Genomic DNA, 14,772 nt, shown 5'->3' with positions numbered 1-14,772 from the left:
TTTGTTAGTCTTTTGCCACTGATCCGTACGCCATACGGTAATTATCAAATTCCTCTTGATAAGGCTTAGCGAACTCCGGATTGTATTGTTTGCTCACACGCAATACCTCTTGGAGAACCGCCAAGTTATGACCTAAATCACTCTCGACAGATGATAATTGCCCCGGACGCAAACGGAAATACCAGTTTATACTGCGCAACGCATTGTCCGCTATACCTTTATAAACCATCTCCGCCTTCTCCTTCTGGCCCAACTCGTAATACAGCTCACCTAAAGAAAGAGCGCTATAATCCAACGGAACATTCTCGGGAGGCAATACTTCCATCGCCTTATCCAATACGTTCAGTGCTTTCTCATTCTTGCCCTCAGCGACCAAAGCGGCAGCCAGCTTGCTGAACAATGCGATACGATAGCTCTTGCACATCCGCATTACATTCTCATCCAAGTACACACCCGGCGTATTGACACCACCCCATTTGAACTTATTCATCACGTTGTCATACATCTTCTCCGTATTGATCGAACGAACAGTTCCCTGTGTCTCCATCGGAACGATCTGATAAGCCATACCGGTCTGCTGGAAGTACGGATCCAATTTCACGAACTGATCCGGGCTTACGGTAATCGCGTAATAGATCGGACGGTTCCAGTCATTCGTCTGCAACATATCCAAGATAATCAACTCTTGCTTACCCAAGACATCCTTGCCTTTCAAGTCAATCTTCATCTCTTTCTGCAAATACGGCAAGTTAGCAGTATCGATCACGCCAGCAGCCATAACCGCGGCGGAATCTACCCCCATCGTCAATGTCTGCGCAGGAATATAATCTAATTCTTGATTGATACCCGGGATCTTCTTAAACTTCGGATCGTTACTACGAACGAAATCAAGAGCGGTCTTCAGATCAATCGATTTATCCGTCATCGGGAATACATAAGCGGCATCACGAGTACCTTGCACATAATCCTCCGGTTGCCAAGAGATTGGAAGCGGATCGGATTCGTATGCTTGCTTCTTCATTTGGTTGATATACCAGTCGGTTTGCAAATAGCTCGTATTACATACACGTACATCCGTACGGATACCTTCCACCTCCTGTGCGTACCACAACGGGAATGTGTCATTATCACCATTCGTAAATATGACAGCGTTCGGCTCGCAAGATTCCAAATAGTTCGCACCGAAATCACGGCAAACATAACGGTTCGAGCGATCATGGTCGTCCCAGTTCTGCGCACCCATCTGGATAGGAACCAACAAGCAGAGTACCGTAGCGACAGAACCCGCTATCACCGGAGATAACTTGCCATACTTCTGCAATCCTTTCGCCAAGGCCGCCACACCGAAACCGATCCATATACAGAACGCATAGAATGATCCGGCATACGCATAGTCTCGCTCACGAGGTTGATACGGCGTCTGGTTCAAGTAAAGCACGATCGCGATACCCGTCATAAAGAACAAGAAGAACGTGATCCAGAATCCCTGAATGCCCTTCTTTCCGGCATAAGCTTGGAATAGAAGCCCCAAGATACCCAATAGAAGCGGTAACATATAATATACGTTATGCCCCTTATTGTTGATAATATCGAACGGCATATCCTCTTGCGGGCCCACTAAAGCCTCATCAATAAACGGAATACCGGTTATCCAGTTACCATTCGAGACCTCACCGTTACCTTGTATATCGTTCTGCCGTCCGGAGAAGTTCCACATGAAATAACGCCAGTACATGAAATTCAGCTGATAAGCGAAGAAATAACGCAAATTCTCGGCAAATGTAGGTTTCATCACCGTCACCATCTCACCGCAACGGTTGAACTTCACCGGTGTACCTTTCACTTGTGCCCACTCCTTATAAGCAGCCACATGACGTCCGTCGCTACTATACATACGGGGGAAAAGCATACTCAACTCATCCACGTATTCGTATTCCGTATCGTAACGAGAGATATAATAATGATCCTTCTCGTTTTTATCTTTCTTAATGACACGGCTCCAAGTCGGCTCACCCTCTTTCGATACAGGTACACAAGTGCCGCCTTGGTTCTCACGCTTCACCTCAGAGACATAGGTCTGACCGTAGATCAACGGAGTCTTACCGTATTGCTCGCGAGCCAAATAGGTACGCAAGGTAAAGATATCTTGCGGAGCGTTTTGGTTCATAGGCGTATCGGCTGTCGCACGGATCAATGTCAAGGCATAGGATGAATAACCCACTACAATTACCATCAAGCAGACCAAGATCGTATTCAGCATCTTGATATTTACCTTCTTGCTCATGAACAAATAAGCCGTCAAGGCAGCCGTGAGGATCACGGCGATCACGTAACCACTACCGATAAACGGAATACCCAACAATACGATCGAGAGAATAAAGGATATCTTCATCCGCACCGGATGGATCTCGTCTTGCATCGTCTCCCAGATCGCCCAGATCAAGGAAGCCGCCAAGATAATTACGAACGCATATACACCCGAGTTATACGGCATACCGAACGTATTGACAAACAACAGCTCGAAATAACCGCAAACCTCAACCAAGCCTTGTACGACACCATACATCATCAAGCCCACGATAGCGAACGACACCAATAAAGCGATCAGCGTACCCTTCATCGTAGGATTCGGGAATTTCTTATAATAATATACCAGCACGATAGCCGGGATACACAATAAATTCAGCAAATGGACACCGATACTCAGACCCATCAAATAAGCGATCAGCACGATCCAACGATCGGCATGCGGACGATCGGCGGCTTCTTCCCATTTCAGGATCAACCAGAATACCAAGGCGGTAAACAAGGAAGAATAAGCATATACCTCGCCCTCCACGGCGCTAAACCAGAAAGTATCGCTAAACGTATAAGCCAAAGAACCTACCAAACCGCAACCCATGATCGTAATCATCTGTCCCAGAGACATCGTCTTATCGTCTTCCACGATAATCTTACGAGCCAAATGAGTAATACTCCAGAAAAGGAATAAGATCGTCAGGCCGCTAAAGAGGGCGGACATCGTATTGACCATTACCGCCACCTTGGAAGGGTCCGAGGCGAACTGCGTAAATAAATTGGCTGTTAACATGAAGAAAGGAGCTCCGGGCGGATGCCCTACTTCCAATTTGTATGCCGAAGAGATAAACTCACCACAATCCCAGAAACTGGCGGTGGGTTCCATTGTCATCAGATAAACGGTAGAAGCGATCAAAAAAACGACCCACCCCAACACGTTGTTGATTAGTTTGTACTTTCCCATACTTTGTATAAGTGTGATAATTAATTGTTTCTACTTGCATACCCACACGGGCAGTCGGCCGCAAAGGTAATCATTTACGTTTAATACCTAACGTTCCATTCCCCTATAAATTATATAGAATAGATTAGAATTATATTAAACAAACCTTATCACTCAAGTGTTAATAGAATAGTTGAGTATTAAAATTATAGGGAGATGAAAGAAAATTATGAACTAATTGATAATGAAGAACGCCACCAATATGAATTTCATATAGAGCGATACGTTCCCAGAATAGAGTATATAAAAAATAAGGATGGGGTAATTTATCTCACCCACACTGAGGTTCCCATGGAGCTTGGAGGTAAAGGAATTGGTAGCCAATTGGTGGAGAAAGTGCTCTTGGATATCGAGAAGAAAGACTTACGTCTCGTTCCGTTATGTCCGTTCGTAGCTGGATATATCCAGAAGCATCCGGATTGGAAACGCATCGTAATGAGTGGTATACATGTTTAATATTTATAACAAAATTATATGGGCAAGAAGATCGAATATACGAATGGTGAACTCACCATTATCTGGCAACCGGAGTTATGTCAACATGCCGGTATCTGTGTAAAGACTCTTCCCGGTGTCTATAAGCCGAAGGAGAGACCCTGGATACAGATAGAGAACGCGACAACCGCGGAATTAATTGCCCAAATCAATCAATGTCCGTCTGGCGCGTTGACATACCGAATGAATAAAGAGGTGAAATGAGGCCCCCCCGCCTGTCTCATCTTGATAGAAAGGAGTATTCCGTATCGGATACTCCTTTTTTCGCCATAAGGACCTCTTTCTATGATTTTTTGCTAGTTTTGTGATCTAGATTCACTATCAATGAAACAAATATGATAAAAAGACATTCTATCTTAACGGCAATCCTGCTTTGTTTCGTCGCTTTCACACAAGTGATGGCACAAGAGATGCAGGAACCCGAACCGCTTCCGATCGACCCAAAGGTTCGATACGGGAAATTGAGTAACGGATTGACCTACTACATCCGTCACAACGATCAGCCCAAAGACCGGGCAGACTTTTACATCGCCCAAAACGTAGGCTCCATCTTAGAGGAAGAGAATCAACGAGGTTTGGCTCACTTCTTGGAACATATGGCATTCGACGGCAGTAGGAACTTCCCGAATAACGGGATGGACGAATATATCGAGAGTGTAGGTATGCGCAGCGGGGAAAACTTCAACGCCTATACCTCCTTTGATGAGACCGTCTACATGATTACCAACGCCCCTGTCAACAAAAGCGGCGTGGTTGATTCTTGCTTATTGATCCTTCACGATTGGTCCGGGTTCCTAGCCTTGACCGACTCGGCTATCCAGAAAGAACGTGGGGTCATCCGTGAGGAATGGCGTACCCGACAGGATGCCCAGACTCGTCTATGGGAGCAGCAACTACCCAAGATGTACCCGGGAAGCCGTTACGCGAACCGGATGCCGATCGGTTCGATCGACGTGATCGAGAACTTCAAGCCGGACGAGTTGCGGGCTTACTACAAAAAATGGTATCGTCCGGACTTGCAAGCGATTATCATCGTGGGAGACGTAAATGTAGATCAAGTGGAGGCAACGATCAAAAAGATGTTCGCCGATGTCCCTGCCCCGGTCAACCCGGCAAAACGGGAACAAGTATCGGTTCCCGACAATGATCTACCTCTGATCTCGATCGCCAAAGACAAGGAGGCATCCAATACGATCCTTTATATCTTCTATAAACACGATAAATTGCCCAACGACTTGAATCGTACGATTGCCGGATTGGTAAAGGACTATATCCAGCAAATATGCGCGTCGATCATGGACGAGCGTTTCGATGATATCTTACATCAAGCGAATCCTCCGTTTATCTATGCCCAAGCCTACGACGATGATAATTTCATGATCGCGAAGAGCAAGGGAGCATGGACCGTAGCCGCTCTTGCCAAGGAAGGCGAGATCGATTCCACACTGACCACGCTTGTCAAAGAGACCCAACGGGTAAAACAATATGGCTTTACGCCATCCGAGTATGAACGGGCACGCATCAACGTGTTGAAACAATACGAGTCCGCTTACAACGAGCGGAATAACCAAAAGAACGACGCTTATGTCCGTGAATACGTGAACCATTTCACCAACGGCGGTTATATCCCGGGCATTGAGATGGAATACACGCTATTGAACCAGATCGCCCAGAATATCCCGGTAGAGCAAGTCAACCAATATATCCAAGATATGATCGGAGAGGATAATATCGTGATCGGGTTAACCGGACCGGATAAAGAAGGTATAAAATACCCGACCGAGGAGAACCTGCTCCGTACGTTCCTCAAAGCACGACAGATGCCGGTAGAGCCTTATAAGGAAACTGTCTCCAACGAGCCTTTAGTCCCGACCTTGCCGACCCCGGGCCGGATCACGGAGACAAAGACCGGCCAGCGCTTCGGAGCGACAGTATTTACCTTAAGCAATGGTATCAAGGTGGTATTGAAGCCTACCGAATTCAAGAAGGACGAGATCATCATGACCGCTACCAGCCCGGGAGGAAGCACTTTATTCGGCACGAAGGATATTGATAACTTAAAAGTTTTCAATGACGTGATCGAGATAGGTGGATTGGGCAATTTCTCCGCCACGGATCTAAGTAAGCGTCTGGCCGGAAAGAAGGTATCTTGCGCCCTATCGCTCAGTCAAGATAGTGAGAACGTGAACGGAATGGCCGCTCCTTCCGATTTGCGAACCTTATTCGAGTTAATTTACCTTAGCTTCACGGCTCCCCGCATGGACGAGGAGGCCTACGCATCTTTCGAGACACGGACAAAAGCGCAATTGCAGAATATGGAGTTAAATCCGATGGTCGCTTTCAGCGACTCTTTGTCTAAAGCGGTTTACGGAGATAATCCTCGTGCGTCACGTCTTCGTCCACAAGATTTCGAACATATCAGTTATCCTCGTATCATGGAGATGCGCAAGGAACGCTTCTCGGATGCTTCCGGTTTCGTATTCACGTTTGTAGGTAATATCCAGATTGATAGTATCCGTCCGTATATAGAGCAGTATTTAGCGACATTGCCATCCCAAGGAAAAATTGAGAAGGGAAATCCGGCGGAGGTTCCATCGACGCGTAAGGGAGACTATATGAATCGATTCAACCGCTCCATGGAAATCCCGAAAGTAACGGTAGCCAACCTCTATACCGGACAGATGGAGTACAATCTGGAGAATATCATCACCGCTACCGCATTGAAACAAGTTATGGACTTGGTATATTACGAGAAGGTACGCGAGAAAGAAGGAGGAACGTATGGCGTTGGTGTATCCGCTAGAATCTCACCTTTCCCGGAAGGAAGAACGACATTACAGATATTCTTCGATACGGACCCGGCTAAGTGGGAGCAGATGAACACGATTGTCCGCAATGAGTTGAAACGGCTTTCCGAGGTAGGCCCTCGTCAAGAAGATTTCAAGAAAACACAGGATAACCTGCTGAAACGTCATGCGGAAGTCTTGCAGGAGAACAGCTATTGGTTGAACGTATTGGATGATTATTATTATAAAGGATTTGATACCGATACGGATTATGAGTTGATTGTTAATGCGTTGACTCCCGAGAAGATAAAGGCATTCGCCCAAAAGCTTTTGGGACAGGGTAACCGGGTAGAAGTTATCATGCAACCCTAGTTACTATTTTGAGGGGATGAGACGGGGCACGCCCCGTCTCTACTTTGATTTCTTTAGTTTAAAATGATCGAATCCTTCCCCATAAACCCCGATTACGGCGCTTTGGGATACAAAGGCGGTCGGATCAATATCATTAATGATACGGAAAATCGTAGTGGATTGCCGTTTTTTAGCGAGTACGAACATCATCTTCTGTTCTTGCCCCGTATATAACCCGGTAGCATCGATCACCGTAACCCCTCGATGCAACGCATTAATCTCCTTACCAATCTCTTGATACTTCTTCGAGATGATAAAGAATTGCACGGACTGGCGGGCACTGTTCACGATCTGATCCAGCACGAAACTACAAACATATAACGTTACGAAACCATATACCACTTTCTCCCAATCCTTTAGCACGAAATAACTGGAGGTGATAATAATCATATCGCAGATCATCATGACCCGCCCCAGCGTTATATCCCGGTATTTATTGATGATAGCGGCAATAATATCCGTTCCACCCGTACTACCGTTCGAGGAGAAAGCGATACCGATACCACTTCCGCAGAAGGAGGCTCCCAGCACACATGCCATAAACGGTTGATCTTGTAATAAATGCATCCCGGCTGTCAGCTCCTGGATAAGGGACAAGAAAAAAGTAAGCGTAAACACGGCGAAGATCGTCTTGATACTGAACTTAAAACCTAATATTTTCAAGGCAAGCATCAGCAAGACGGCATTAATGAGGAAGTAAGTGTACTGAACGGGAAATCCCGTAGCCCAGAAAACAATGGAAGCGATACCCGGCACTCCACCTGTCGTAATGTCATTCGGCAAAAGGAAAACGGTCCATCCGATACCGTAAAGGATCATCCCAAGAGCGATCATTAAATAGTCCCGTGTCTCCCGAAGCAGGACTTGTCTGGATAAGGAAGAAATTGATAAAGTAGATTTCATCTCATTTGTTTATTTTTAGCGGGCGCAAAGGTAATGAAAGTTATTGATAGGAAATGCTTCACCTTATATTTAGCCGGAAATATAATGGTTCACTTTCCCCTATTTACAGAGACGTAAGCAAAAGCCAAGGAATGTTAACTATTTATCAGTAATAACCCCTTTTATATAACATCACCTTTATTTAGAAAAGCTCTATAAACGAGAACATGAAGGAGAAAGCAGGCATTTATACGCCTTTTCCACACAAAAAGACCCGTTTTTCGATAAGAATACCCTCGTTAGATTACACATATAGTCCCGTTCACCCACGCCTGTACAGGCGTAAACCCACACATATAGTCACGATAGGCTACACATATGGTCATAATGGGCGATATGACTACCTTATAATGGGCATTGTTGCCCCCTAACGACTGGGCCATAAGGCATAAGATATGAGATAGGATGAATTAATTTCGCTAGAATAAAAGGCCGTTTTTCAACAAGTCACTAGCGGATAGACGATTGCTGTTTTTTTCTTTCGTTTTTAGGAGACGAGACGTACTTTGGCCCGAAATAATCGATTCTCAAGGACTTCAGTTTACAAATTGTCACATTGATATTCTAACCAGAACACGCATAAGCCCTTTCATCCAATTGTAGAGACGGGGCGTGCCCCGTCTCTACAACCAAGTATGTATGAGCTGCAAATATAGACTTACAATCTCACATTCTCCATTTCCTCACACTTCTCTTCCCGCAAGCGTTGAATATCCTTAAGCTGGCGGTCGAAAAACATGAGCAAGTCATTGATGAGCCGTCCGTTCTGGGATAAAAGCAAAACCCCATCCATCAATTGCGTTGACAGGTAGCGAACTTTCATATTACTTACATGTTGATCGGGACGCTGCAGATAAACGGCCATACATCTGTACAAAATTGGTGCTATTTGTATCCACGGCAGTTTTAGACCTACCAACAGATTTTTAACGCTTTGCAACTGATGGTTCAGATAATCAAGGTCATCCGCATCTCTCTCAAAACAGAAAGCTTCTTTCAAGCGTCGTGCCTCTTCCTTAAAAAATACATCACTCAACATTTCCATGTTCGAAACCGGAGCGTCTTGCTCTGAACCGACAGGTTCAGTTACGGAATAGATCTTTTCCTCTTCCATAATATATTAGTTGTAAGCAGGCGGAAAAAAGAACGGTCCCGCCTGACCCGTTGCTAAACACTTTACCAGAAAGCTGGAGGCACATTAATGCACTCCACGGGGGTACGGAACCGTCATATCGGATCGGTTACAGGCAAAAAAATGCCTGCAACCGAATAGAAGCAGGTATTCTACTCTGCTTTCTGGTTTTAAAATGTTTAGCATTGCAAATATACTTCTTTTTCCGGATATCCAACCTATAAAGGATAAATAATGTCTAGTAAGTAAAAAATCTGGAGATGATACCTCTGTTTTTACAAGCTATGCTGGAACATCCAAGCCAGATAATCCGGTTCGGCGAAAGCGTTATCCCAACTGTTATGGTCTACACCGGGAAATTCCTTATAACGGACATCAGCTCCTGCTTTCTTCAATGCTTCATTAGCGTCACGGGAGAATTGTACATCGACTACGCTATCGGAGCCGCCATGATAAATACTGAAAGCCGTCTTGCCCTTAAAGTTTGCCAAACGTTGCAAATTTGCTCCACCACAGATCGGGGTGGCAGCGGCAAACAGGTTCGGGTAACGCATCACGATATCGAACGTGCCCATACCTCCCATTGATAGGCCGGTTACGTAAATGCGTTTCGTATCGACCTTACCTTCCGCTATATAACTATCCAATAATTCCTTGACGGCGGCCATCGATTGTGTGGCCGGAGCATTCAACGGATAGAAACGCTTTCCTTCTTTTCCGGCGTTCAATCCCTTATATTCAGACCAAGTCTTCTCGGCCGGGCATTGAGGCGCTATAATGATAGCCGGATATTTGGTTTGATTCTCGAAAGAAGCGAACATATCGCCACCATGTATTAATTGGGCCTCATTATCCGACCCTCGTTCGCCCGCTCCGTGCAGGAACAGGATTACCGGGTATTTCTGCGCCGGATTATAATCTCGGGGATACAGAACCCGATAATTCAATTGATAACCATCACGAGCCGTAAACTGCTTTTTCAAAAAACTAGCCTTATCACCAGCATATCCAGCAACGGAGAGAAGAAGGCAAAGAGACAGAAAAAAAATACTTCTAAGTGTTTTCATAATCATATATTCAAATGTAAATACTATCTACTTAGATCGATAACTTCCGCAAATATAATTAAATAGTCTGTTAAGGCGTTGTATAATATCAAGATTAAAATTACTTTTGCAATAATAAGGATATAGGATATGAGTCCAAAGGCTATACTAATAAATGGATTTGATTAATTCAAACAATAATTGAACATGAGCGAGTTATCAAAGACAAATGGAACAACCACTTCGGCAAATAATAGAGCTGAGGTAACACATATTTCCCGCAATGGCTTAATATTGTGGGTAAAGGATCGGGAATATTATTTACCTTACGACAAATTCCCATGGTTCAAACGTGCTGCCGTAGATGACGTGTTTAATGTCCAACTATTAGGACGTGAGCGGATTCGTTGGGATGCTTTAGATGTAGATTTGAGCTTGTCTATCATAGCAAATCCAGATAAATACCCGTTAGTAAGTAAATAATCGAATATTGTATGTATTTTGTAGAGACAGATTGTCCTATCTCTACAAAATACATTTGAAAATGATACCGGAAGATTATTGGGCTTCCTGTATTTTTGTCGCTTCTGATACACCGTTCTCGTTGAATGCCTCGATGGTGAAATAATAAGGCTGGTCGGTGGACAGACTCTTTAAAAGTAATTCATTCTTTCCGTATAGGAGCCATGAGTTGTATAGTTTATCGGGAGCGATGCCCCAACGGATGTTGTAGCCTTGGCTGTTTTTGACAGCGTCCCAAGTGATCATAGCGTCACGGCGATCCGCTTGGCGAACGACCTTGAAGTTCTTCACCGTCGCAGGTTTCTTGCCCTCACCGATACCGAACACACGCAAGTCCGAGATCGCCAGATGAGGCGTCGGGACCTCTATATTCTTATAACGGACATAACGGACACGAGCCGGATTATCCACTTGTACGTAGTCATTCGGGACATCCTTATAATTATTCCGGCGATCCACCAACGTTACCCAATCCTGCCCGTCCAAAGAGCCTTCCACCGCATAACGGTGGCGTAAACCGGGAATACGTCCATACATATTCGATTGATGATCGTGATAATTCACTTGCACGGCATATACCATAGCGGGAGCCTCCAGATCGATCTCTACCCATTCGGTATCTCCATTCGTGCGAGCCATCCAGAATGTCTTACATTCCTCATCCGTCAAGTTGGCCGGAAGGAAATTGGCGGAAGTCTTGGGACGGTTCGATTCCGTGAATCCTTGCGCGGCGGGAGCGGAACCCTCCGCATACGAGGAAGCTTTCACCGGCTTTTTATAAGAAAGCAACATCCACCCCGTAAACTCTCCTTTCTTTCCCGGCTCGGCGGGAGCGTAATGCGGATAATCACCGAAGTTATTATCACAATACATAATGCCCTCCTTATCGAAGAAAGTAGGATACATGCAGAGGCGACGCTCCCAATTCACCGTAGCCGAGAGAGACATAGAGGCGAAATGCCAATAGTTGCCACCCGGCCCCACCAAGGTACTTCCGTGTCCGGCACCATTCATGAAACCACCGGGCTTATAGCTTACCGGGTTATGCGATTGGTATTTATACGGACCTAATGGGGAGTCCGCCACATAAACACCATCGGCATATACGTTGAATTCCGTACCGGGGGCGGCATACTGCATATAATATTTACCGTCGTGCTTGGTCAGCCAAGCACCTTCCATATAGCCCCCCAATACCGTATCGGTATGGTTCTCGCCAAAACGTTCCCAGCCATGCTTCGGCATATCCAAGCCGAAAAGCTCGACCGTCTCACCCTCGATCAAGAAACGGTCATCCTTATTCAGTTTCTTGCCCCGAAGCGGATAAACATTGGAAGAGCCCCAGAATAAATAAGCTTGCCCGTCATCATCGATGAATAAATCCGGGTCTTGTAGGTCGTGGAGTATAGCAGGAGTAGCGTTCCAATTACCCGATTTCGGATCATCGGTATAAAGAACGCTCATGGAGCCGGACGGATCACCCATCACATAAAGCACGGAATCCTTATAATTATGAGCGGCGGGAGCGTTGGAACCCTGAGGATACCAGTTTTTACCGGGAGTGATAAAATCCCAGTTCAACAAATCTTTCGAATGCCAGTAGCCATGCGAACGGGTTACGAACATATAATACTCGCCCCGGAATTCTACGACAGCGGGGTCCGCACCCGAACGGTAAGACAGGTTGTTCGATGAGTTATAAATCATATACGTATAATCCACATTAAGCGGATTACAATACGTATTCGCCCGCATGGATTGAGCGGTGGCGGAACCTCCGGAAGCAGCCAAGAATAGAGCGGAAAAGATATATTTTGATAATAGTTTCATGTTGATATGTATTAATTTTTACCGCAGAGAGAAAGAAGACTGATTCGTCTCGTCGGCAGAATTCAAGCCTACCCAAACCGTGAAATCACCCGGCTCGGCTTTCTTCTGCATATCGATACCATAGAAAGCCAGCAAAGCTTCGTCAATCGTGAAAGAGACTTGCTTCTTCTCGCCCGCTTTCAAAGCCACCTTCTCGAAACCTTTTAGCTCTTTAACCGGACGGGTCACGCTACCCGCCAAGTCGCGGATATACATCTGGACGACCGTCTCGCCATCCACCTTACCCGTATTCTCTACCTCAGCCGTTACCGTGATCTTGCCCCCTTTCGTGAAAGAGTTCTGATCCAGCTTCATAGAGTTCACGGCGAAAGTCGTATAGCTCAAGCCATAACCGAACGGGTACAACGGTGTGTTAGGCACATCCATATATCTGGATTTATAATCCGTATCCGGAGCTTCCGGAGGAACCGGGCGGCCTGTCGGTTTCTGGTTGTAATACAGAGGCAATTGACCTACCGTACGAGGGAAAGACATCGTCAGGCGAGCGGACGGATTATAATCGCCACTGATCACATCGGCCATACCATGACCTGCCATCGTACCCAGATACCAAGCCTCCAAGATACCGTCGACATGCTGATCCTCCCAAGAAAGATCCAAAGGACGTCCGTTCACCAAGATCAAACCTAGAGGTTTACCCGTCTTTTTCAATTCTTTCAACAAGGCTTGTTGAGCGCCCGGCAATTTCAAGTCCGTACGGCAAGCGGCCTCACCACTCCAGTTGAAATCCTCGCCCATAGCCGCCAATACGATATCCGCACGGCGAGCCGTAGCGATCGCCTCAGCGAATTTAGATGAATCATCAGTCAAGAGATCACATCCCTCGGCATAAATGAACTTCACGTTCGTACCGGCATATTTCTCGGTCAGACCCTCGAACAAAGAGATACTCTCCTCACGCTCACCCCGGCCGGCCCACTCGCCATTCTGGTTGATCTTATCTTTTACCATCGGGCCGATCAAGGCTACCGTAATATGCTTATCCTTCGAGATCGGGAAGAAGTTATTATCATTCTTCAAAAGGACGATCGAGCGAGCGGAAGTCTCACGAGCCTCTTGCAAGAACTCCGGCTTCATGATCGTATTCTTCTCACGCTCATTGTCCAAGTAACGATATGGATCATCGAACAAGCCCAAGAGGAACTTCATCTCCAAGATGCTCGCCACGGCACGGTTGATATTCTCTTCCGAGACTTTACCCTCTTTCACGGATTGTACAAGATATTGGTTGTAGATGCCACCCGTCATATCCATATCGATACCGGCGTTCGCAGCCAGTTCCCCAGCCTCCTTGTCATTTCGCACGATACTATGGGCTACCATCTCATTGATACCGGTATAATCGGTAACCACGAAACCATTGAAGCCCCAGTCCTTACGTAACAAATCGGTCATCAACCATTTATTACCCGTGCTGGGCACTCCGTTGATCTCATTGAAGGAGGCCATGAACGTAGCGACTCCCGCTTCCTTAGCCGCTAAATAAGGCGGCATATAATAATTCATCAATGTATTTTGCGACAACTCGGACGTATTATAATCACGTCCGGCCTCAGCGGCCCCATAAGCGGCAAAGTGCTTGCAACAAGCCAAGACCGTATTCACGTCGGCCAACGAACGCCAATCGTTTCCTCCTTGGAAACCCTCGACACGGGCCTTCGCGATCAAGCTTCCCAAATACGGATCCTCACCGGCACCTTCCATTACACGTCCCCAACGGGCATCCCGGGAGATATCCACCATCGGGGCGAACGTCCAAGCGATACCGGAAGCGCTCGCCTCATCCGCCGCGATCGCCGCGCTTTTACGCATCCGCTCCAAATCCCAAGAGCAGGATTCCGCCAACGGCATCGGGAAAATCGTACGATAGCCGTGCACGACATCATAACCAAACAATACGGGTATCTTCAAACGGCTCTCGGACAGAGCCATCTCTTGCATTTTACGTACGCCATCTACCGTATATACATTAAACAAGCTTCCTACAAGACCTTGTTTCAGCAAAGTCTCATAATCCCCCGTCATAACCGGGCCGGTCACATCCCAGTTACAGGAGTATTGGGCCATCTGCCCCACCTTTTCCTCCAAGGTCATTAAAGAGAGCACAGAATCTACACGGCGTTCAATATTTTTGTCGCCGCTGAAGCTTTTCCAGCCACTTACAGCGGGTTGCTGGCATCCACCTAAGGTAGCGGCAACGGCCGCACCAGCGATAAAAGTCGTTAACCTTTTCATTATTCGTATCTG

General features: G+C 46.2%; 10 protein-coding genes. 4 read left to right on the top strand and 6 right to left on the bottom strand.

Features of this window, described 5'->3' with window-relative positions; all coding sequences use genetic code 11:
* Positions 1-4: 4 nt before the first annotated feature.
* Entirely contained in the window at positions 5-3,262 is a 3,258-nt protein-coding gene (locus CI960_RS21580; protein ID WP_008778978.1) for a DUF2723 domain-containing protein, read from the bottom strand.
* A gap of 195 nt (positions 3,263-3,457) precedes the next feature.
* Between CI960_RS21580 and CI960_RS21575 the strand changes: the two genes are divergently transcribed.
* The 3 genes from CI960_RS21575 (at position 3,458) to CI960_RS21565 (ending at position 6,954) form a co-directional block, all read left to right on the top strand.
* Positions 3,458-3,757, top strand: coding sequence for a GNAT family N-acetyltransferase (locus CI960_RS21575; protein ID WP_005860267.1), 300 nt, complete (start codon positions 3,458-3,460; stop codon positions 3,755-3,757).
* Positions 3,758-3,775: 18 nt separating this feature from the next.
* Positions 3,776-4,000 (top strand): (4Fe-4S)-binding protein, encoded by a 225-nt coding sequence (locus CI960_RS21570; protein ID WP_005860269.1) that lies wholly within the window; start codon positions 3,776-3,778, stop codon positions 3,998-4,000.
* A 131-nt stretch (positions 4,001-4,131) separates the two neighbouring features.
* Positions 4,132-6,954, top strand: a complete 2,823-nt coding sequence (locus CI960_RS21565; RefSeq protein ID WP_005860271.1) for a pitrilysin family protein — start codon at positions 4,132-4,134, stop codon at positions 6,952-6,954.
* Between the two features lie 39 nt (positions 6,955-6,993).
* Here the strand turns inward: CI960_RS21565 and CI960_RS21560 are convergent, their stop codons facing one another.
* The 3 genes from CI960_RS21560 to CI960_RS21550 form a co-directional block, all read right to left on the bottom strand.
* The gene (locus CI960_RS21560) at positions 6,994-7,896 is read right to left on the bottom strand and encodes a YitT family protein (RefSeq protein WP_005860273.1); all 903 of its coding nucleotides are present in this window, start codon (positions 7,894-7,896) and stop codon (positions 6,994-6,996) included.
* Between the two features lie 697 nt (positions 7,897-8,593).
* Positions 8,594-9,049, bottom strand: a complete 456-nt coding sequence (locus CI960_RS21555; RefSeq protein ID WP_005860275.1) for a hypothetical protein — start codon at positions 9,047-9,049, stop codon at positions 8,594-8,596.
* Positions 9,050-9,342: 293 nt separating this feature from the next.
* A complete protein-coding gene (locus tag CI960_RS21550; protein ID WP_009016761.1) occupies positions 9,343-10,140 on the bottom strand; it encodes a prolyl oligopeptidase family serine peptidase in 798 nt (265 codons plus the stop codon).
* A gap of 180 nt (positions 10,141-10,320) precedes the next feature.
* On the opposite strand from CI960_RS21550, the gene CI960_RS21545 reads away from it, so the two are divergent.
* Positions 10,321-10,596 (top strand): DUF2442 domain-containing protein, encoded by a 276-nt coding sequence (locus tag CI960_RS21545; protein WP_005860279.1) that lies wholly within the window; start codon positions 10,321-10,323, stop codon positions 10,594-10,596.
* A 75-nt stretch (positions 10,597-10,671) separates the two neighbouring features.
* On the opposite strand, the gene CI960_RS21540 is transcribed toward CI960_RS21545, so the two are convergent.
* Together CI960_RS21540 and bglX are read right to left on the bottom strand one after the other, a co-directional pair.
* Positions 10,672-12,465 carry a family 43 glycosylhydrolase gene (locus tag CI960_RS21540; RefSeq protein ID WP_005860281.1) on the bottom strand — a complete coding sequence of 598 codons (1,794 nt, stop codon included), beginning with the start codon at positions 12,463-12,465 and terminating at the stop codon, positions 10,672-10,674.
* An 18-nt stretch (positions 12,466-12,483) separates the two neighbouring features.
* The gene (gene bglX / locus CI960_RS21535) at positions 12,484-14,760 is read right to left on the bottom strand and encodes a beta-glucosidase BglX (protein WP_005860283.1); all 2,277 of its coding nucleotides are present in this window, start codon (positions 14,758-14,760) and stop codon (positions 12,484-12,486) included.
* Positions 14,761-14,772: the final 12 nt, after the last annotated feature.

The organism is Parabacteroides sp. CT06, assembly GCF_002257605.1.
GTDB classification, from domain to species: domain Bacteria; phylum Bacteroidota; class Bacteroidia; order Bacteroidales; family Tannerellaceae; genus Parabacteroides; species Parabacteroides distasonis.
This window is presented reverse-complemented; position numbering and strand designations above follow the sequence as displayed.